Genomic DNA, 21,221 nt, shown 5'->3' with positions numbered 1-21,221 from the left:
CGGCAAAGTTATGGAATAAATCCAAAGAATCAAGGGTTAAGTGGCAAAAACTCTGTCTTATGTGACATTTCAGCGAATTATTCCTATATTTGTTCCATTGATAACCCGAAGATTTATGGAAAGACTTTATGAATATCTGCCCCGCGAACTGGTGACCTTCGTCCTTGTCACCGTATTCTCCTTGCTTATAGGGCTTTCGCAACGCAAAATCAGCTTGAAGCGCGAAGGCGAGACCACGCTTTTTGGAACCGACCGCACATTTACCTTTATCGGCATACTGGGCTATCTGCTCTATATCCTCGACCCTGCCGAATACCGCCTTTTCATGGGCGGAGGCGCTGTGCTGGGGCTTCTGTTAGGGCTGAACTATTACGTCAAGCAGTCGCAGTTCCACGTGTTCGGAGTCACCACCGTAATCATCGCCCTCATCACGTATTGCATCGCGCCGATAGTGGCTACGCAGCCTTCGTGGTTCTACGTGATGGTGGTGGTCACCGTCCTGCTCTTTACGGAATTGAAGCACACCTTTACGGAACTGGCGCAGCGCATGAAAAACGACGAGATGACTACCCTTGCCAAGTTCCTCGCCATCAGCGGCATCATCCTGCCGATGCTGCCCGATGACAATCTCATTCCCGGCATCAACCTCACGCCTTACAGCATCTGGCTGGCCACGGTGGTGGTGTCCGGCATTTCCTATCTTTCCTACCTGCTCAGGAGGTATGTGTTCCGCGAGTCGGGCATTCTGGTGTCGGGCATCGTGGGCGGGCTGTACAGCAGCACGGCCACCATCTCCGTGCTGGCGCGCCGCAGCCGCAAGGCTTCCGCGCAGGAGGCTCCCGAATATGCGGCAGCCATGCTGCTGGCGGTGAGCATGATGTTTCTGCGCTTCCTTATATTGATAGGTATCTTCAGTGGTATGATTCTGGAGGCCGTTTACCCCTATCTGCTCATCATGTCGGCGGTGTCGGCCGGTGTGGCGTGGTTTCTGCACGGCAAGCGCAGGCGGGTGGAAGATGCCGGACGCGCGGAGGAAGAAGAAGACGGCAGCAATCCTCTGGAATTCAAGGTGGCGCTCATCTTTGCCATGCTGTTTGTCATATTCACGGTGTTGACGCATTATACACTGGTATATGCCGGCACGGGCGGACTGAACTTGCTCTCTTTCGTGTCCGGCTTCAGCGATATCACCCCTTTTATCCTGAACCTGCTGCAAGGCACAGACCGGGTGGCAGTGTCGCTTATTGCGGCTTGCAGCATGCAGGCCATTGTCAGCAATATAGCCGTGAACATGTGTTATGCGTTGTTCTTCGCCGGCGGAAAAAGCCCCCTGCGCCCGTGGGTGCTGGGCGGATTCGGATGCGTCATTGCGATGAATGTCTGTTTGTTGATTTTCTTTTATCTACTGTAAATCTGCTCCTTTTTCGCTTTTTTAACTCCGTAAGATTCGTAATTGTAAGAAAAGAACATACTTTTGCCACTTTACTTGTGACAAATCTTGTACGGGAAGCGTCTGATACCAAGACAATAATTGAGAGTAATCACTAAATAGAAAAACGCAATGAGAATCAAATGGACTGTGCTACTGTGGATGCTGATGGTATCCGGGCTGACAGCGGCGCAAAACACGGCAAACATTTCTTTTCAAATCAAGGGAATTTTGCTTGACTCGCTCACTCAAGAGGGAGAGCCTTATGCCACAATCAAGATCGTAAAGAAAGAAGCACCCGCAAAGGCTTTGAAAATGCTGGTGACGGACATGAAAGGCCGCTTCCGGGAGAAAGTGCCCGGTTCGGGCGACTTCGTGATGACCATCTCCTCTGTGGGACGGAACAGCATCGTGAAGAGTTTCTCCGTGCAGCCGGGTGAGAAGGAGGTGGATTTCGGAACGCTCTACGTTACGGACGCTTCCAAGGAGCTGGGTGAGGTGGAGATTGTAGCCCAGAAGCCTTTGGTAAAGGTGGATGTGGACAAGATAGAGTATAACATAGAAGACGATCCCGACTCGAAGACCAACTCCGTGATAGAGATGCTTCGTAAAGTGCCCCTTGTGACGGTGGACGGAGAAGATAACATCAAGGTGAACGGCAGCAGCAGCTTTAAGATACACGTCAACGGCAAACCCAACAACATGATGAGCAGCAACCCCAAGGATGTGCTCAAAAGCATGCCCGCCAATACCATCAAGTACATAGAGGTCATCACCTCGCCCGGAGCCAAATATGATGCCGAAGGCGTGGGAGGCATCCTGAACATTGTGACCGTGGGCGGCGGATTTGAAGGATATACCGCCTCCTTCAGCGGGCGCGCCGGCAACAGGGGGCTGGGTGCAAGCACATGGGCCACCATCAAGCAAGGCAAGCTGACGCTGACCGGCAATTATAGTTACAGCTACAACGACTCTCCGGCTTCCTACTCGGAAGGCCAGCGCGAAGACTATGGCTCCACCGACAGGAAGTATCTGGATTCTGAGTATTCCTCGAATTATAACGGAAGCTTTCAGCATGGAGACGTGGAGGCCAGTTATGAGATAGATACGCTGAGGCTCATCACCATGTCGGTGGGTATGTATGGCGGCGGAAGCAGCAACGATTCGGAAGGCGGCATCGCCATGTGGAATGCAGCGCGCGACACAAAGGCTTACAGCTACCGCAGCCTGACCGAAGGAGACGGCTCGTGGTACTCCGTCAGGGGCAACATAGACTATCAGCGTACCTCGAAGCGGAACAAGGACCGCATGCTTACGCTGTCGTACAAGGTCAATACCCAACCGCAGGAAGACGACAACTATAACCGCTATCTGGACCGCTATCAGGTTCCCGAAGTCTTTCAGCTATACAACTCGCACACTTTCGGAAAAACAAATACCACGGAGCATACTTTCCAGGTGGATTATACCACTCCCATAGGCAAGTTGCACACCGTAGAGACGGGCGTGAAGTACATCATCCGCAACAACGTCAGCAAAAACACCTTCGAGGAAGACAAGAGCAGTGACGGCAACGGCCAGTATGTATATAACGAGGGGCGTAGCAGCCATTACAAGCATCTGAATGACATTGTGGCGGCCTATTTAGGCTACACGCTGCGCTATAAAGGCTTTTCCTTCAAGCCGGGGCTGCGCTTTGAGCATACCGCGCAGGATGTGCGCTATATCGTAGGCGTGGGCGAGAACTTCAAGGTGAACTACAACAATCTGGTTCCTTCCGTGTCATTGGGATTCAAGTTGAGCCAGACCCAGACGTTGCGCGGAGGATATGACATGCGCATTTACCGTCCGGGCATCTGGTCTCTGAATCCTTATTTCGATGACAGAAGCCCGATGTCCATCAGGCAGGGAAACTCATCGCTGTCAAGCGAGAAGAGCCATGCGTTCAGTTTGAATTACAGCAGCTTTGCGGCCAAGTTCAATATCAACGTAGGATTGCGGCATTCGTTCAACAACAGTGGAATCGAGAGCGTGAGCCGCTTGATAGGCGAAGGCGGTGAAGATTTTGACAACGGAAAGCACCATGCTTCCGAAGGAGCTCTTTACAGCACGTACCAGAATATAGGTAAAAGCCGCCGTACGGACATGAATCTGTATCTCAACTGGAATGCGTCATCCAAGACCCGTCTTTACGTCAACGGAAGCGGCGGTTATTCTGACCTGCGCAGTCCTGTGCAGAACTTGCACAACTTCGGCTGGCAAGGTTCCATGTATGCCGGCATACAGCACACCTTCCCGTGGAAGTTGCGTGCCAGCCTGAATGCGGGCGGAAGCACACCCTACATTTCTCTGCAAGGCAAGGGTAGCGGCTACAACTATTATGGCCTGAGCGTGAACCGTTCGTTCCTCAAGGATCGCCTGACGGTGAGTGTCTATGGCTCCAACCTGTTCTCCGAATATATTAAATTTGACAATAAGACTTTTGGCGAGAATTTCTATTCTACCAGCAAGAGCCGTTATCCCAACCGTTCGTTCGGCATGAGCATCAGTTACCGCATCGGCAACTTGAGAGCCAGCGTGAAGAAAGCGGCCCGTTCCATCAACAATGACGATGTGAAAGGCGGCGGTGGCGGCGGTGAAGGCGGCCAGGGAGGTGGCAATTAATGCCTTGAACCGGATAAAGAGATAAAAAGATCTGAAGCGGACAAGCGGAAGCCCCCATCATGATGATGAACGGGACTTCCGCTTGTCTGCTTTTAGGATTGGTGGCGAATAGCCATAAAAAAAGCCCACTAAAATGACCGTTTTAGTGGGCTTTTGTCTCTATAAGACTGAATATGTGTGCGGGTGATAGGACTCGAACCTACACGTCTCACGACACCAGATCCTAAGTCTGGCGCGGCTGCCAATTACGCCACACCCGCGTAATATTCTACTAAGCGGCGGCAAAGATAGGAATATTTTTTATTCCGACAAACTCTTTGGGTAATAAAGTGACTTAATGGGCTGTTTTCAGCAGCTTCCGCGCTTCCTCGATGATGGTGTCTGTTCCGCCGGGTTCGTCTTTTTCCTTATCCATGTCTATTTTTACGTCCGGATCAATGCCGAATTCGATGTGCCGCTTGTCTGCATCCAGATGCGGACTGGCGGAAAAGCGCACTCCCCATCCGTTGGGAAGTTCGGAAGAAAAAGGAAGCCCTGAGCCGCCTCCTGTTTTGTCACCTACCAAAGTGACGTTGGGAAAGTAGCGCATGGAATTTACAAAATCGTTGGTGGCGCTGTAAGAGTGGCGGTTGGTCAGCACGGCTACTTTCTTTTGCCACCGGATGCTGTTGGAAGGTTCTATATAGACGGGCGCAGGCTCTGAAAAGTCGCTGTGCCCTGTGCCTGTCTTGTGTTGTATGTAGCTTGTCAGCACTTTCTCGTTGGTGAAGCGCTGGGCCATGAGAGTGGCGTAGTTCAGGTTGCCGCCGCCATTGTTGCGCACGTCGATGATCAGTCCGTTGCAGGCGGAGAGATAAGAGAGTATCTCGTCCAGATTTCCGTTGCCGATGCCGCTGGAGAAGTCTCCGTAATAGATGTATCCTATATTGTCTTCCAGTATGGTGTATTTGGCTCCTCCGGCTATGCGGTAGTTGCGCCCGAGATACTGTTCGATGATGCTTTCGTTGAAGTTGCGCGGATAATCCAGATACCAGTCCCAATAGCGTGCCATGTTGGAGGAGCTGTACAGGTTGACATGCCCGTCCTTCAGTTCGGCAAGCATGTTGCCGAGTATCTCGAACAGGCCTTCATTGCTCATGTTGGGGGTGATGAGCGGCCGGTATTTGTCATGGATGGCATCCCAGTCTATCTGTTTATAGTCGAGGAAGCAATATTGCTCGTCGATGATTTTCCATAATGCTTCGAAGTTGCCTTCGGGGGTATTGTCGAATTCTTCCTCACGGATGCAGCCGGCAAGCCACGGCAGCAGGCAGAGAAGGATGAAGCAGGCGCTTAGAATCTTTTTCATAAGTAAATGAACAAAACAAGTTTATAATATTCGGTATGCCCTTATTCTTTTCCTCGGCATCGGGATGCGTCAGTGACGGGGCTTTATCAGGTAGAGCTCTTTTACGAATCCCACCATGAACGCATGCGAGTAGGTATGTGTCTTTATTCCGTTCACTTTGGACTGTTGCGCGTCCCATATATAAGCAAGGCGCATCTTGACCTGCCCCACGGGAAAATCCGCGGTCAGCATTTGCCTCAGTGAAGGCTGGTTGTGCAATGAGGTGAAGTTGATGACTCCGTCCCAATGTCCCAAAGAGAATATCTCGTAGTAGGACTGTCCGTAGTTGGGCATGAACATGACGCCTGCCAACGGTAAGTTCAATTGGTAGCGCAGGGTCAGCGGGCGGTTTTTGACGCGCAGATTCCAGATGGCCATGCCCGAAGCGTCGAGGTTGATGTAGGCGCGCGCCTGGGCAGGGTTGTTGCCGTTGCGCAGGTTATAGACAAATCCGCCGTTGAAGTCTGCCACTCCGCCGGCAAGCAGCTTGAAGTTGCTTGTAACGTGGAAATTGTAGTGCAGTCCGTAGTTCCAGTTTGTCAGTACGGAAAAGGTGTTGTTGTTGTCTGCCCGGTTGTGCGTATATCCTAAGTCTGCCTGGAAGAAAGTCTGTTGTGACAGGTTGCCGTCCATCAGCCGTGTCATCCGTGTGCTTTCGCGGGAGACACGGAAGTCAACGCCTTTATATTCCTGTGGTGACAGATAGGTGTCGAATACATTGGTGAAACCTGCTCCATATAGGGTGGCGCGGGTGATGAAGCGGTTTCCGGCGGCGGAGTCTGTCCGGAGTTCCTTCAAAGTCCGGCTTTCTGCATCCAGCTCTTGCGGTTCCTGGCTTTCCGCTGTCTGTGCTAACAGCGTTCTGCCCGGCAATAACATCAAACATCCGGTTATGATACAAATCCTGTAAATCTTCATTCCTCCTTCTTATATATTATAAAGTATGATCCTGATACGGCATGGCTTTAAAACAGTTTCATCTGTCCGGTCATTTCATCCAGAATGTCTCCTTCGCTTTTTCCGTGGTCAGGGTCCAGTATTTCCGGTTCTTCCGGCTCTTCTTCTTCCTGTATTTCCGCAGCCTGCTGTATATCCGGTTGGCGGGTAGGCTCCAGTTCGTTGATTGTTTCGATGGCAAAGGTTGTCAGGCGTTTGCCCTTAGCTTTGAAGCCTTTCACGGAGATAAACTCGTCGGCTTCCACGATCATCGGTTCGCGGAAGTTGTCGTGTCCGCCGAAAACCACTTCCAGGCGGGGATAGCATTCGTCGGTCAGCAGGATGAGACCGGTATCCTTGTTGTCGCCCAGATAGTTCTGCTTGCGCGAGGTTGCCTCGAAGCAGAAACGCTTGATATACGGATAGTTCTGCTGGTCGGCATCATAGAGGACGGCAGTCCATACCTTGTTCGGGTCATATTTTTCCAGTACGCGGATGCTGTCTTCGTAGTGATTGTTAAGGTCGAAGTTGGTGGTATAGAATTCACCGCTGTTCAGTACCACCAGAATGGTTTCGTCACTCTGGAATTCGCCGAGGTATTCTCCGCGCTCGTCGTAGTTGAGGCGCAGCACGTCGCGGTCAAACCACACCTTGCGTCCGCCCAGGGTAGATCCGCCCCGTTGCTTCAGGGCTATTTTGTGTACCGGGTTGCGGGTAAGTATGTTGCCCATTGCCTGGCGTCCCTTGATGTTGATGGCGCTGAAGTCTTCTTCAAAGATGATGCGGCGTATGCGCGGGTTGGGTTTCAGGGTCACCTTGATGACTTCGGCCTCGCCGTTGGGATTGGCGGTGAAATAGGTGATGCGTGAGTCGGGCGTTCCCTGTGTGACGTCGTATTCGCGGTCGCGCACCACGCTGGTCACGGCAAAGCGCTTGATGTAGCTGGTTCCCTCCTTGCCGTCGCGGTAGCACACGTTGTAGATGGTGCGTTTGTCGTTCTTCTTGAATATATTGGCATAGAGTATGTTCTTTCCCACAAATTTCTTTTCGGAAACCGGGGTGATGATATACTTCCCGTCACGGAAAAAGATGATCACGTCGTCTATCGGCGAGCAGTTTCCGATGAACTCGTCTTTTTTCAGTCCGGTTCCAATGAAGCCTTCTTCACGGTTGATGTATAGCTTTTCGTTTGCCTCGATGACTTTGGTGGCCTCGATGGTGTCGAAGCTGCGCAACTCTGTGCGTCGCGGGAAGCCTTTACCGTACTTGTCCTTCAGCATGCGATACCAGTCAACGGTGTATTCCACGATATTCGCCAGATGGCGGTCTATCTCCTCGATGTCGGACTTCATGCGGGCTATGAGTTCTTCCGCCTTGTCGGAATTGAACTTGAGGATGCGCGCCATCTTGATTTCCATCAGCCGGAGGATGTCTTCCTTGGTCACTTCGCGGATGAAGGTGGGGTAATAGGGTGTCAGGCGCCGGTCGATATGTTCGCAGGCTGCATCCATGCTTTTCGCCTGCTCGAATTCCTTGTCCTTGTAGATGCGTTCTTCGATGAAAATCTTCTCCAATGAAGCAAAGTGCAAGCTTTCGCGTATCTCGTTGCGGCGGATTTCCAGTTCCAGCCTAAGCAGGTCCAATGTGTTGTCCACGGATTTTCGCAAAACGTCGCTCACGGTGAGGAAATGCGGCTTTTGGTCGTCTATCACGCAGCAGTTGGGTGAGATGCTTACTTCGCAGTCGGTAAAGGCATAAAGCGCGTCTATCGTTTTGTCGGACGAGACGCCTGCCGCCAGGTGTACAAGTATCTCCACGCTGCCGGAGGTGAGGTCTTCCACCTTTCTTATCTTTATCTTCCCTTTTTCGCTGGCTTTTACAATGGAATCGCATACGCTGGCAACGGTTTTCCCATAGGGTATTTCTTTGATGGCAAGCGTCTTGTTGTCTATCTTTTCTATCTTGGAGCGTACACGTACCGTGCCTCCGCGTTCGCCGTCGTTGTACTTGGATACATCGATGCTGCCGCCTGTCTGGAAATCGGGATAGAGTTTGAAGCCTTCTTTGTGCAGGTAGCGGATGGAGGCATCACACAGTTCGTTGAAGTTGTGGGGCAGTATTTTGGAGGACAGCCCTACGGCGATGCCTTCCACTCCCTGTGCCAGCAACAGGGGAAACTTGACGGGGAGTGTCACCGGCTCTTTGTTTCGTCCGTCGTACGAAAGCTTCCATTCGGTGGTTTTGGGGTTGAACACCACGTCAAGGGCAAATTTGGAGAGGCGTGCCTCGATGTAGCGGGAAGCCGCCGCACTGTCGCCTGTCAGGATGTTACCCCAGTTTCCCTGGCAGTCCACTAACAAGTCTTTCTGTCCGAGCTGCACCAGGGCATCGGCAATGGATGCGTCTCCGTGCGGGTGGAACTGCATCGTATGCCCTACAATGTTGGCTACCTTGTTGTAGCGTCCGTCCTCCATGCGCCTCATGGAGTGCAGGATGCGCCGTTGCACAGGCTTCAGTCCGTCCATGATGTGGGGCACGGCACGTTCCAGAATCACGTATGAGGCATAGTCCAGAAACCAGTTCTGGTACATCCCGCTTAGCTGGTGCTTTACGTTGGTGTCTTTGATGTCTGCAGGTTTGTAATCCGAATGTTCTTCGTTGAAATCTTCGCTCATATTTGTCAGGGAATTGTCTATTCTATGATATTGCTGATTTTTCAGTTGCAGGCAAAAATACAAATTTTATCGGGAAAACCTGCAAAGAAATCCGATAATGCTTGTGTATTCGCTGTTTTTGCCAGTCACGGTGAATTTAGGATGTCTTGCCTCGGTCTCTCTGCTTTATGCTTTATATTTATTGGGGTAGAGACAATTCCGATTAACTATGTCCGTTCTTCAATCGTTTCTGCTCTTTCTCGAAATTTTCAATGAAATGAATCTCTACGGGTGAGAGATCCAAGCGGCTACGCTCCTTGAACTTGTCATACTCTGCTTCGGCTTTCTCTTTGGCCAGTTCTGCCGATACATAGCCGGCATGGGTCAGCAGTTCCTGACCGGACAGATGCAGGAAGTCATCGAGTTTCTGAATCCAGTCGCGCATATACATGGGCTTGTGTTGCTTGGCTTGCAGTTCGGCAAAGTCCAGATAAAGGCTCACGATGCGGTTCAAGGTATCCAGTTCATCATTGTTCAGATAATTCTTGGCTATCTTGGCATCATCACGTTTGGGCATGGCTCCCGTCCATGAGGTTAGTCCCATAAAGTCTTTGTCGGCATTGGCACGCTCGTAGATTACTTCGGCGGCTGTATGTCCGTGTGCCGAGAAGTGCATTTTGTTTTGCACAGTCTTGAAGAAGAGTTGGGTGGACGATGCGCGGGGGTCGTAGTCGATGCTGAGGGCATAGACTTCGAGTATCTTGCGATAGAACACTTTCTCTGAGGAGCGTATATCGCGAATACGGCTCATCAGTTCGTCGAAATAATTGCCGCCGCCCGCGTTCTTCAGCAACTCATCGTTTAGGGCAAAGCCTTTCACCAAATATTCACGCAATACTTGGGTCGCCCAAATACGAAACTGAACGCCACGATGGGAGTTGACGCGATACCCGATGCTGATAATCATGTCGAGGTTGTAGTAAGCTACTTGGTGGACTTGTTTCTTTCCTTCTATCGCACCGTGTTGAGTGGTTGTTGCAAAAAATGCAACTACCACTTTGGCATCCAATTCTCCACTATCCAGCACATTCTTGATATGGCGTGAAATGGTGGACTTGTTGCGCTGAAACAACTCTGCCATTTGGTCGGCGGTGAGCCAAACGGTGTCTTGGCTGAGTGTTACTTCTATCTTCGATTCCCCGTCTTGGGTTTGATAGAGAATAATGTTGCCTTTGGGTTGTTCCTCACTCATAGTTGTCTTCCTTTTTCTGTTGCAGGCAAAAATACAAATTTTATCGGGAAAACCTGCAAAGAAATCCGATAATGCTTGTGTATTCGCTGTTTTTGTCGGTTGCATTGAAGCAATCTTCAGCATGATGAAAAGAAAAAACCGTCTCAAGATGCATCTTGAGACGGTTTCCTGATTTAAATAGATTATGAAAAGGATGGCAATAAGCGGATTGCCGTCACTTACTTGCAGACGTTGAAGTCAACGCCGTTTTTCAAAGTATTTCCATCCACCTTGATGGTGAAGTTTGTGCTGGCTACAACTCCGGCAACCGGTTCTACCAAGCCGCACCATTTGCATCCCCCGACGTAGGTTCCGCTGAGATAGCTGGATTTTTGCTGGCTGATGACTTTGCCGAAATCCAGTGCCGTCTTTTCTGCATCGGTCAAGTCGTCGGTTGTACAACTGTTTATCAGGATTTCACGCTTGTAGTCCACGGCTATGTTCGCAATGTCACCGATGAACTTGGATACATAGCCGCGGTATGCTGTTGCATCTTTGTTCAGGGCCAGAGTGATGCCTGATGTTTTGCAATTGGTGAACGTGGCGCTGTCGTACATGGAACCCACCAAACCGCCATAGCTGTAAGAGGCGGAAATGGAAGCTTTGTTCACTTCGCATCCTGTCAAGGTTACTTTGCTTGGGTCGCCATCGGCGGCGGATTTCTCGATGTAGCCAATCAATCCTCCGACGCGGATGGAAGTTTTCCCCTGTGCCGATATATCGGCATTCTTGACGATACAGTCGGTGTAGGTTGTATTGCCTTTTGAGTAGCCCACAAGTGAGCCTACCCATTTGGGTGAACCTACCGGCTTGATGGATACGTTCTCCAGCGTGATGCCTTTGACGGTGGAAGCTCCATATACTGCGGCAAACAGTCCGATGCAGGCCTGCGGGGAGAATGTGGTCTGCTGTTGGTCCAAGATGTACTGACTCATGTTCAGGTTCTTGATGGTATGTCCTTGTCCGTCGAAGGTTTGGTCTTTGAGCACCATGCCCAGCCAAGGCTTATTGGCAAGGTTGATGTCGTTGCAAAGCACGGCTTTGGCATCTAAGGTAGCCGGAAGATTGCCTGCTGTTGTCTCTGTCGGAGCTGCTTTCGATTGGAAATAGGCCAGTTCAGCGGCAGTCTTTATCTGATATACATTGTCTATCTTGCTCGGCTGTTTTTTGCTTGTTCCATCCCAGCCGGCCGACTGTATGGTGGTAAAGAGGTTGTAGTCTTTGCCGTCTGTTAATGTGCTTCCGGCTACTGTGACTTTACCTCCGTCCACACAGGCGGGCAGGAAGATGTTGCCGCTTGTCAGTGAGTAGTGTGGTGCATTGCTTATGGCAGCGGCTTTAGTGGCTGCATCGGCAGTCTTGGAATAGCTGTATTTTGCCATATCGCTGTACCCGAATGACGCTTCTTCTGTCTTGGTGAAGTTTCCGCCTGCTACGCTGCACTGGCTGTCGATGGTGATGGTGTTAGAGCCAATGTTCACTTCTCCGATGAACTTCGACATATAGCCTGCCCAATATCTGTAAGGAGCAACGAAAGTTGTGTCGGAAAACGCCCCGTTCAGCGCGGCCGATTTCGCATTGACGGCCAGGGTGATGCCTTCTGTTTTACAGTTGACGAAGCTTGCGCCCTTCTTTTGGATGGAGCCTACCAAACCTGCCAGGCAGAAGCCGGCTTTGATTTTGACGTTTTTGGCGCTGCAATTGGTCAGTGTAGGGACAGCACTTTCATTTCTTAAGAAACCGATCAAGCCGCCTATGCGATAAGAATTGTCCGATTCGCTTTCAATCGTTACATTCTCCACATGGCAGTCTGTGAAGGCAGCTCCTTGTGAGAGTCCCACCAAAGCGCCGCTCCATTTGGCATTGGCGCCTGCGCCTTCGGCCTTGAAACCGTTTATCTTAACGCCTTTGATGATAGAACCTAATTTGCTGGCTGCAAACAATCCTACACAAGCTTCGGGGGTGTATTTGCTTGTTTCGCTCAATATATGTTCCGTTACCAGAATGTTGGAGATGGTATGATCGCCTCCATTGAAAGTCTGGTTTTTATCCAAAACCATGCCTACCCAGGGCCGGTTGTTAAGGTCGATGTCGGCGTAGAGCGTGGGTGAAGTGGTGATGGTGGCGGACAAGCCTATGCCGGTGGTACTGACGGGAATGTCCGTGGACTGGTAAGCAGCCAATTGTGCGGCGGTATAGATACTTTCACGCTTGGCGGTTTTTGAAGTGCCGTCCCAAGTGGCGGTGAACTTGAAGTTGGCGGGCGTATCTACCTTTTCAATATCTGCTGCATCGAAAGATGCCACTTCTACTGTTGCATTATTGTTGGTGTCACGTATCAGTTCCTTCACTGTTCCGTATATCACCACATTGCCGCCTGCAATGATCAGCTTCTCAACGGTAACGCCTGCCTTTACTACCAGCGTATTGGTGGCTGTCTTGGCAATGATGGTATTATAGGTAGTACCTTCCGTTCCGTTTGCATCCAGTTCTACGGTTGTCTTAGGCATGGTGATGGTGATGCTGGGAGCCGTACTTGCTTCTGTTACTTTGGGGATGGCTACGGTTACGGTGTTGACGGCAGCAGTAGGAGTTGTTGTTGCAGTGCCGCTTTCCTGCAATACCAAAGGCTTAGTCGCTGTTGTTGTGGGAATTTCTTCTAAAGACAACGTTACGTTAGAATTCTGTACAGCCGGAACTTGTAGCGCAGTAGCGTCAGAGGCTGTTGCGTCAATCTTTGCGGGTACTGCTATCTCGTTGGTGATGGGAGTTGCCGGAGCCTCAGTAGGTAGCGCGCTTGATATGGCATCACTGATGCCTTTACCTGTTGCAATACCGGCATCAATTTTTATGTAGCCGAAGGCTGCGGTGAGCATACCTGCCCGGGTAACGGTGACGTCCTTCCATTCTTTCGGAGTGTAAAGTTCCTTATCGCTCTCACCTAACAGTTTTGCGGAAAGTGTGGCGTATGTACCTACGGGGATAGGGATAAAGAATGTAGTGGGATTCCTGTCTGCCGTGAAGCTGAGTGTGACAGTGATGGTCTTGCTGTTATTTGTATCATCAGCTACTGCCAAAACAGGTTCCGTGTCAGTGGTACTCAAGTTTGCCGTGGCAGTGCCTGCAATAGCCTTGTCTGCCGTGATGACGAACTTCTTGGCTGTACTTCCGATAGCGCTGCTGATTTGCAGTTTCAGCAGTCCGGCCAGATGCTTGAAGCTGATGCCATTGCTGTATGTGGAGGCATCGGCATACATCGGCCCGTTGCTGGCCTCTGTATAAGCAAACTCTTTGGGCAGGGTGGTGGTTACGGTAGCGCCGCTTAGCTGCATGCCTGCCTGATAAGGATATACGGCGTAAGAGGTAGTGACACCATCGTCCAGAGTTCCCGTGAACGATGCTGTGGTGCTTGAGCCGTCGGCAGAGGTGGTGGTGAATTGTGCCACCGCCGGTGTAGTATTTGCAGTAGTTGTGTAGAACAGTCCGAAGGTGTCATTCGTGTTCCATACTACATCACCGTTATCTTTCACCGAGGTACGTGTTCCGGCTCCCGGAGTCTCGAAAGAAGCATTGATGGTGGTGTTGCCGATTGGGGCTTTTCCGGTTAAATCTTCTTGGCTGCAACTCAGTGCGGTCAAGGCAGCCACTGCCATGCAAGTGGCTTTCAAAGAACTTTGTAGTTTCAACATAATTCTTCCTCCTTAGTTTTCTACGGTTAAAATGTCGTTGATCATGTCTTCCAAGTCACTGCCGGATGCGGAGTTGTAGCTGTGGTTTCGGCCGGTGCTGCTTAGAGGGGTAGATGTGTAATTTTCGGTTGAACCGCTGGCCACCATTACCGCTCCCTCATTTTCAATTTTGATTACTTCGATAGACGGGGCTATATAGGCTTCTCTACCGTTTTGCATGTTTTGTTTCATACACAAACTATTTAAAGTTGAACAATAAAAAACGTGAGTAACTTTATTTGTATATTCTCCATTCAGGCCTTCGCATTGCCCGGTATCTGAATATACAACAGTTACTCACGTCGTTTGTGTATATACCATTCCCCCTGCGGGAGAAAAACATATAAACATAGACGTGAGCATCCTTGTTGTTATCTTCAGATACATTTTCAAAGTTGCGAAGTTTGAATGGAGAAGATAATTTCCAATTATGCTCTTACTAAAATGTAATGAGTTCGCTACGCTTTAGTGAACTTGCCACAAATATAGTTATTATTCCTTTAGTTGTATCATTTTTTTCTATCTTTTTTTATTTATCTGATTTTGGTGCGCTGTGGCGGACTTTTACTTCAGCTTCATCAGTACGGGTTGCTTCACCGTTCTGACTTCGGTTTTCGGTTTTTCGTTCAGTTGCTCGAAGATGACGATTTTGTTTTCGCCCTTCTTCAGCCATACCCCCGGTATGTAGAGGGTCTGCTGCGGGCCTGCCTGCCAGTAGCGGCCTATGTTGATGCCGTTGACGAAGATGATGCCTTTCCCCCAGTCCTCCATGTCGATGAAGGTGTCGCCGGTCCGGTTCAAGGTGAAAGTTCCTTCGTAGGCCACGGGGCTTCCTTTCAGTTTGCCGGCCTGTGCGGAGGTGTTGGGGTATGCGTTGCGCCCTGCCTTGGCCGCTTCGGGGGCTTTGCTCATGGGCAGCGGGTACATGTTCCATCCGCCGGTGATTTCCTTGCCGCCGATGGTGACGGGGCTGATGATGCCTTTCGTGTTGTGCACTATCTCGCTGCCGTAGTTGATGCGTCCCATGTTCTCCACAAGTATCTGCAGGGTGGCGTTGAAGGGTACGTCTATCTCCATGGAGTAGGTCTGCGTGTTGCGGTTCAGCACTCCCGCCTTTTCACCGTCTATATATACCACTGCATAGTCTCTCAGTCCGTCTATCTGCAAAGTGCCGCCGATGGGCTGGTTGAAGTGGCGGGTATAGAGCACGTATCCGTAGCCCTGGTTCAGTTGCTCAAAGGTCATCGGGGTGTCGTTTACCGTCGGTTCCGTCGTTTCGGTGTATGCAAGCATGTCCGTCACTTTGTCCAGCTTGATGGACGGTATCTCTATGACAGGCATCGGGGCGGGGGCGGCGGGCACGGGATACTTCACATACCGCTTGATGACGGCGCGTATGGAGTCGTATTTCGGTGTCACCCATCCGGCTTCGCTGATGGGGGCGTCGTAGTCGTAGCTTGTCAGGTCGGGCTGTATGTCGCGCTTCTTGTCATAGTTGGCGCCGCTGGTGAAGCCGAAGTTCGTGCCGCCGTGCACCATGTAAACATTGAACGACACGTCGTTCTTCAGATAAGATTCTGTGGTGCGGGCCACGCTTGAGGCGGACACCTGCGGAAACGGTTCGGCCCAGTGGGACAGCCAGCCGGGATAGAATTCGGCCACCATGTAGGGGCCTTGTCCGCCGTGGTACTGGTTCACCACTTTCTTCAGGTTGGCGATGTCCGTCTCACCGTTGGCCGTGGGCAGCGCGCCTTCCGTGCTGCCTCCCTCGAACAGCCAGCTTCCGTCCGAGGTGAACAGGGGCACGTCGAAGCCTGCGTCGGCCAGTTGTTGCTTTATCTTGGCGTTGTAGGCGCGGTGCTCTTGCAGCGTGATGTCCTTGCGCTGGGCCACGTAGGAGCCGAACTCATTTTCGCACTGCACCATGACGATGGGGCCGCCTTTGGTGCACTGCAGATGTCCCACCTCTTTGTAGAGCCGCTGTATGTAGGCTTCGGTGTGCTTCAGGAATTGGGGGTTGTCTCTCCTGATTTCCATTCCCGGCACGTTTTGCAGCCACCAGGGATATCCGCCGAACTCCCACTCGGCGCAGACGTAGGGGCCCGGCCGCAGGATGACCATCATGCCCTCTTCGCCGGCCGTCTTGATGTATTCGGCCAGATTCTTGTCGCCGGTGAAGTCCCACTTTCCGGGCTCGGTTTCATGGTGGTTCCAGAATACGTAGGTGGCCACGGCGTTCAGTCCCATGCCTTTCATCATCTGCAGGCGGTGTCGCCAGTACTGGTGCGGGATGCGGGCATAATGCATCTCGCCCGAGAGGATGGGGGTCTGCTTCCCGTTCAGGTAGAAGTGCCCGTCCTTGATTTCAAACGGATTTTTTGTCTGCTGGTTCTTTTTCTGCGCCATGCCTCCCAATGGCAGGAGGAGCATCAATAACAGGTAGAAGAATTTCATTCTCATGGTAAACTTTGAATATGTGGTTAAAAGGTTTATGTGAGGCAAAGATAAGGGCTTCTTTTCATAAAACCGTGTATTAAAACGTTAATTTGCAAACACGGGCGGGATATTTTATATCCGTCGGGCCCGGCGTTTGCGCACGCTTTTCCGGGCTGTATGCTCCGGCCTTGCTGCATCTATATACGCAGCGCGCTGCATATATAGATGCAGCAAGCGGGATATATAGATGCAGGTAGGCCTCTGTTACAGGCATTTGCGTCCGTCACGATACACGGCCGATAAGATAAATTAATACCCTCCGTGACCTACTTACGATATAAATCCCTATCTTTGTGCCGCTTTACGGCAGAAAACAAGAATCAATTTAATTTATATACAACAGAAAATGGCACAGGAAGACGTTTTTAAGAAACTCGTTTCACACTGCAAGGAATATGGTTTCGTATTTCCCTCCAGCGATATTTATGACGGATTGGGAGCTGTATATGACTACGGCCAGATGGGTGTGGAACTGAAAAATAACATCAAACAATACTGGTGGCAAAGCATGGTGCTGCTGCACGAAAACATTGTGGGCATCGACTCCGCCATCTTCATGCACCCCACCATCTGGAAAGCCAGCGGGCATGTGGACGCTTTCAATGATCCCTTGATAGACAACCGCGACTCCAAGAAGCGTTATCGTGCCGATGTGTTGATAGAAGACCAGCTTGCCAAGTATGACGACAAGATAAACAAGGAAGTGGCCAAAGCCGCCAAGAAGTTCGGCGAGGCTTTCGACGAGGCGCAGTTCCGCAGCACCAACGGCCGCGTGCTCGAACACCAGGCCAAGCGTGACGCCCTGCACGAGCGTTACAGCAAGGCGCTGAACGAGAACAATCTGGAAGAACTCCGGCAGATCATCATCGACGAAGAAATAGCCTGCCCCGTCAGCGGAACCAAGAACTGGACGGAAGTGCGCCAGTTCAACCTGATGTTCTCTACCGAGATGGGCTCTACCAGCGACGGAGCCATGAAGATATACCTGCGTCCGGAGACGGCCCAAGGCATCTTTGTGAACTACCTCAACGTGCAGAAGACCGGCCGTATGAAGATACCTTTCGGCATTGCCCAGATAGGCAAGGCTTTCCGTAACGAAATCGTGGCGCGCCAGTTCATCTTCCGCATGCGCGAGTTCGAGCAGATGGAGATGCAGTTCTTCGTGAAACCGGGCACGGAGCTTGAATGGTTCAAGACCTGGAAGGCCACCCGCCTGAAGTGGCACAAGGCCTTGGGCTTCGGCGACGACCATTACCGCTATCACGACCACGACAAACTGGCGCACTACGCCAATGCCGCCACGGACATAGAGTTCCTGATGCCTTTCGGCTTCAAGGAGGTGGAAGGCATACACAGCCGTACCAACTTCGACCTGTCGCAGCACGAGAAGTTCTCCGGGAAGAACATCAAGTATTTTGACCCCGAAACCAACGAAAGCTATACGCCCTTCGTCATAGAGACCAGTATCGGCGTGGACCGCATGTTCCTCAGCATCATGTCCGCTTCCTACTGTGAAGAAACGCTGGAGAACGGCGAGACGCGTGTGGTGCTGAAGCTGCCCGCCGCGCTGGCCCCCGTGAAGCTGGCCGTCATGCCGCTGGTGAAGAAAGACGGACTGCCCGAAAAGGCGCGTGAAATCATCGACGACCTGAAGTTCCACTTCCACTGCCAATATGACGAAAAAGACTCCATCGGCAAGCGTTACCGCCGTCAGGATGCCATAGGCACTCCCTACTGCGTGACCGTGGATCATCAGACACTCGAAGACAACTGTGTGACCTTGCGCAACCGCGACACCATGCAGCAGGAGCGCGTGGCCATCTCCGAACTGAATAATATCATTGCAGACCGTGTCAGCATCACATCCTTGCTCAAGACACTGCAATGACCCCGACAAGTAATCAACAACAATAATAATTGAACCGAATGAAAAGACCATCCCTATTGTTTTTGCCTCTCTTGCTGCTTGCGGCAGGTATGCTTGTATCTTGCGACGAAGTGACGGAGGCAACCAAATATGATAACTGGCAAGAACGCAACGAGGCTTTCATCGACTCGATAAAGGCGAAGACCGGTGACAGCTATGTGGCCACGCCGGATGCGGCCGATGCGATGGAACTTGATAAACTGTATGCCATACAGATACCTACGGGCGGAACCACCGCTGGCTCCCAATATGTGTATTGCAGGAAGCTTGTGAAGAATGCGCAGGGTGAACGCCCGTTATACACCGGATATCATTCGACGGTCAAGGCGCATTACTACGGTACGTTGATCAACGGCGACAGGTTTGACGGCACTTTCGAGGGATACGGCGCTCCGGATGCCCGGATTCCGCTGGATGCGCTGAAAGAGCCTACCTCTTTCGAGTCACCTGCCACCTTCGCCGTGTCGGGTGTCATTGCCGGATGGACGTGGCCTTTGCAGTACATGCGCCGGGGCGAGCGCTGGATGCTCTATATCCCTTGGCAAAGCGGGTATGGCGCAAGCGGAAACAGTTCTATCCTGGGATATTCGGCACTGACGTTTGACTTGATGCTGACCGGTGTTGAATAAAAAAAGCAAAGGAGGGTTTCGATACACCCTCCTTTGCTTTTTTACAGTTCCTTTTTACAGTTCCTTTTTACAGTTCCTTTTTACAGTTCCCTTTTACAGTTCCCTTTTACAGTTCCCTTTTACAGTTCCCTTTTACAGTTACAGTTCCCTTTTACAGTTCCCTTTTTACAGTTCCCTTTTACAGTTCCCTTTTACAGTTCCCTTTTACAGTTCCCTTTTACAGTTCCCTTTTACAGTTCCCTTTTACAGTTCCCTTTTCAGCGCCTTTACCCAAATTCCGTAACCTTTCTCATTCAGGTGCAATCCGTCGGTTGTGAGGTCTGCACGCAATATGTCGGTTCCCTTCTCTGTGAAAAGGGGGAAAAGATTGATATAGGTGATATTCTTCTCCTTGGCCAGTACCTCCAGCCGGGAATTGATTTCCGGTATCATGGCTGTCTTTCCCTCAAGCCTCTTGTAGCGCCCGAAACTCTCGTTGATGGGCAGCAGGCTTTGCAGGCAGAGCTTTGTTTCGGGAGATTCTTTGCGGATACGCTCCACCGCCGTGCCGATCATGTCTGCTATGCTGTCTGCCGTAAGGCCGTGTGAAACGTCGTTGACACCGATAAGCAGGAACAGTTTTGCAGGGTGTCCGGGCAATATCTGATGCAGCCGGTCACAGACTCCGGACACTTCATCGCCGATGATTCCACGGTTGCGCACATTCTTCTTTCCAAGGCGTTCGCCCCAGTCTCCACCCCCTTCGGTCAGGCTGTTGCCAAGCATTACGATGTCTTTCGGAGTGATGGCAGGTTCGTCCATGAACCGGAGAAAGCGCTCGTAGTAGTGGTCTGTATATGTGCGTGCGGCGGGACAGATGGAGGCCGCCACTGCATTGGCCACCAATGAGCGCAGACGCACCACGCTGTGCCCGTCTGCGGGATGCACCGCATTGGTCAGCAGTATCACGGAGGTGTCGTTGTCCGGGTCGATGACGATGGAAGTGCCCGTATATCCCGTGTGGCTGTAAGTGCCGGGGCCGAAAAAGTCTCCGTTGTTGGAGGCATAGGCCGTGAAGCAGTCCCAGCCGAGGGTACGTCCCAAAGTGGCTGTGGCGCGGGGTACAGTGCGCATCGCCTTTACGGTGAGTGGGCTCAGTATGCGGTGTCCGTTCCATTCCCCTCCGTTCTGCAGGGCGGCGCATAGAATGGCAATGTCTTCTGCACAAGAAAATACGCCGGCGTTGCCGCTGATACCTCCGTTCAGGATGCGTGCAAGCGGATCGTGCACCTGTCCGCAGAGCACCTGCCCGTCCGGTTGCTTCTCGGTGGGGGCTGTGTCTTTCGGCGGCAGCGGGCCGGTGTTTGTCCATCTGCCGTCTTTGCCGCGCTTGCAAGGCAGGTAGTCAGTGTGTGCCATGCCCAATACGCCGAACAGGTTTTCGCGGGCGAAATCACGCAATGATTTTCCGCTTACCGCCTCTATGATATGCTGCAAGGTGATAAAGTTGAGGCAACTGTATTGGAAGCCGGTCTGCGGCTTGAAGTCGCGTTTGCAGGTGGCGATGTATTCCATCAGCCCTTCGGGGGCGGGTGAACCGTATTTTTTCTCCAATTGGGCGACAGGGGCATAAGGAGGAAGCCCGGAGGTGTGCGTCATCAGGTCGGCGATGCGGATCGTCTTGTTGTCCTTGCCGTCTTCGCTTTCCCAGTTCCTGAAACCGGGTATGTAGAGGCTGACGGGGTCCTGCATGCGCAGCTTCCCCCGTTCGGCCAGAATCAGGACACAGATGGCGGTACTCATTGATTTGCTGCACGAGGCCATGTCGAATACGGTATTTGTGGTCATGGGCTCCGCGTCAGGATAAATGCGCCTGTTGCCGTAAGCTTTCAGGTAAGCCATCTTGCCGCCCCGCACCACGGCAAGCACAGCGCCGGGGATGTCTTTGTGGGCAATGGCCGTTTCAATGGCTTCGTCGGCGTACATCAGCTTGCGTGAATCCATTCCCGCCTGTTCGGGAGCCACACGCTGCAAAGGCTGGGCGGTGGCGGTATGAAGGCCGAGGAGAAGAAAAAGGAAAAAAGAAAATGTTTTCATGCCG

Annotated in this window: 12 protein-coding genes and 1 tRNA gene; 4 read left to right on the top strand and 9 right to left on the bottom strand. The window is 51.6% G+C overall.

Annotated elements, in window-relative coordinates; genetic code table 11:
- Window positions 1-115: 115 nt before the first annotated feature.
- Window positions 116-1,411 carry an MgtC/SapB family protein gene (locus tag BACHE_RS02150; protein WP_013546058.1) on the top strand — a complete coding sequence of 432 codons (1,296 nt, stop codon included), beginning with the start codon at window positions 116-118 and terminating at the stop codon, window positions 1,409-1,411.
- Window positions 1,412-1,561: 150 nt separating this feature from the next.
- Window positions 1,562-4,093, top strand: a complete 2,532-nt coding sequence (locus BACHE_RS02145; RefSeq protein WP_013546057.1) for a TonB-dependent receptor — start codon at window positions 1,562-1,564, stop codon at window positions 4,091-4,093.
- A 178-nt stretch (window positions 4,094-4,271) separates the two neighbouring features.
- Here the strand turns inward: BACHE_RS02145 and BACHE_RS02140 are convergent.
- The 8 genes from BACHE_RS02140 to BACHE_RS02105 all read right to left on the bottom strand — a co-directional run bounded on the left by BACHE_RS02140 (window position 4,272) and on the right by BACHE_RS02105 (window position 16,549).
- Window positions 4,272-4,353, bottom strand: a tRNA-Leu gene (locus BACHE_RS02140).
- A 74-nt stretch (window positions 4,354-4,427) separates the two neighbouring features.
- Entirely contained in the window at window positions 4,428-5,441 is a 1,014-nt protein-coding gene (locus tag BACHE_RS02135) for a S41 family peptidase (RefSeq protein ID WP_013546056.1), read from the bottom strand.
- 69 nt (window positions 5,442-5,510) lie between these two features.
- Window positions 5,511-6,398: a DUF3316 domain-containing protein gene (locus BACHE_RS02130; RefSeq protein ID WP_041579131.1), complete on the bottom strand. Its 888-nt coding sequence runs from the start codon at window positions 6,396-6,398 to the stop codon at window positions 5,511-5,513.
- A 47-nt stretch (window positions 6,399-6,445) separates the two neighbouring features.
- Complete coding sequence (locus tag BACHE_RS02125; protein WP_013546054.1) at window positions 6,446-9,091, bottom strand: DNA gyrase/topoisomerase IV subunit A; 2,646 nt, start codon at window positions 9,089-9,091, stop codon at window positions 6,446-6,448.
- 202 nt (window positions 9,092-9,293) lie between these two features.
- Window positions 9,294-10,322, bottom strand: coding sequence for a virulence RhuM family protein (locus BACHE_RS02120; protein WP_013546053.1), 1,029 nt, complete (start codon window positions 10,320-10,322; stop codon window positions 9,294-9,296).
- A gap of 218 nt (window positions 10,323-10,540) precedes the next feature.
- Window positions 10,541-14,050: a fimbrillin family protein gene (locus BACHE_RS02115; protein ID WP_013546052.1), complete on the bottom strand. Its 3,510-nt coding sequence runs from the start codon at window positions 14,048-14,050 to the stop codon at window positions 10,541-10,543.
- Window positions 14,051-14,062: 12 nt separating this feature from the next.
- On the bottom strand, window positions 14,063-14,269 hold the full coding sequence (locus BACHE_RS02110; RefSeq protein ID WP_245530909.1) for a hypothetical protein: 207 nt from the start codon (window positions 14,267-14,269) through the stop codon (window positions 14,063-14,065).
- 384 nt (window positions 14,270-14,653) lie between these two features.
- Window positions 14,654-16,549: a beta-galactosidase gene (locus BACHE_RS02105; RefSeq protein WP_041579129.1), complete on the bottom strand. Its 1,896-nt coding sequence runs from the start codon at window positions 16,547-16,549 to the stop codon at window positions 14,654-14,656.
- A gap of 382 nt (window positions 16,550-16,931) precedes the next feature.
- On the opposite strand from BACHE_RS02105, the gene BACHE_RS02100 reads away from it, so the two are divergent.
- Window positions 16,932-18,473 (top strand): glycine--tRNA ligase, encoded by a 1,542-nt coding sequence (locus BACHE_RS02100; RefSeq protein ID WP_013546049.1) that lies wholly within the window; start codon window positions 16,932-16,934, stop codon window positions 18,471-18,473.
- Between the two features lie 38 nt (window positions 18,474-18,511).
- Window positions 18,512-19,141, top strand: a complete 630-nt coding sequence (gene bamJ, locus BACHE_RS02095; protein WP_013546048.1) for a BamJ family beta-barrel-assembly machinery protein — start codon at window positions 18,512-18,514, stop codon at window positions 19,139-19,141.
- 243 nt (window positions 19,142-19,384) lie between these two features.
- Here bamJ and BACHE_RS02090 read toward each other — a convergent pair whose 3' ends face one another.
- Window positions 19,385-21,217: a serine hydrolase gene (locus BACHE_RS02090; protein ID WP_013546047.1), complete on the bottom strand. Its 1,833-nt coding sequence runs from the start codon at window positions 21,215-21,217 to the stop codon at window positions 19,385-19,387.
- Window positions 21,218-21,221 lie beyond the last annotated feature (4 nt).

Source organism: Bacteroides helcogenes P 36-108 (genome assembly GCF_000186225.1).
Classification (GTDB): Bacteria; Bacteroidota; Bacteroidia; order Bacteroidales; family Bacteroidaceae; genus Bacteroides; species Bacteroides helcogenes.
The sequence above is the reverse complement of the archived record's forward strand: the minus strand, read 5'-3'. Positions and strand labels throughout refer to the sequence as shown.

Excerpts from the sequence above, each read along its gene's own strand:
- BACHE_RS02145 (WP_013546057.1), top strand. The coding sequence starts at position 1,562 with ATGAGAATCAAATGGACTGTGCTACTGTGGATGCTGATGGTATCCGGG.
- BACHE_RS02090 (WP_013546047.1), bottom strand. The coding sequence starts at position 21,217 with ATGAAAACATTTTCTTTTTTCCTTTTTCTTCTCCTCGGCCTTCATACC.
- BACHE_RS02105 (WP_041579129.1), bottom strand. The coding sequence starts at position 16,549 with ATGAGAATGAAATTCTTCTACCTGTTATTGATGCTCCTCCTGCCATTG.
- BACHE_RS02120 (WP_013546053.1), bottom strand. The coding sequence starts at position 10,322 with ATGAGTGAGGAACAACCCAAAGGCAACATTATTCTCTATCAAACCCAA.
- BACHE_RS02110 (WP_245530909.1), bottom strand. The coding sequence starts at position 14,269 with ATGCAAAACGGTAGAGAAGCCTATATAGCCCCGTCTATCGAAGTAATC.
- BACHE_RS02125 (WP_013546054.1), bottom strand. The coding sequence starts at position 9,091 with ATGAGCGAAGATTTCAACGAAGAACATTCGGATTACAAACCTGCAGAC.
- BACHE_RS02135 (WP_013546056.1), bottom strand. The coding sequence starts at position 5,441 with ATGAAAAAGATTCTAAGCGCCTGCTTCATCCTTCTCTGCCTGCTGCCG.
- bamJ (WP_013546048.1), top strand. The coding sequence starts at position 18,512 with ATGAAAAGACCATCCCTATTGTTTTTGCCTCTCTTGCTGCTTGCGGCA.
- BACHE_RS02115 (WP_013546052.1), bottom strand. The coding sequence starts at position 14,050 with ATGTTGAAACTACAAAGTTCTTTGAAAGCCACTTGCATGGCAGTGGCT.
- BACHE_RS02100 (WP_013546049.1), top strand. The coding sequence starts at position 16,932 with ATGGCACAGGAAGACGTTTTTAAGAAACTCGTTTCACACTGCAAGGAA.
- BACHE_RS02130 (WP_041579131.1), bottom strand. The coding sequence starts at position 6,398 with ATGAAGATTTACAGGATTTGTATCATAACCGGATGTTTGATGTTATTG.
- BACHE_RS02150 (WP_013546058.1), top strand. The coding sequence starts at position 116 with ATGGAAAGACTTTATGAATATCTGCCCCGCGAACTGGTGACCTTCGTC.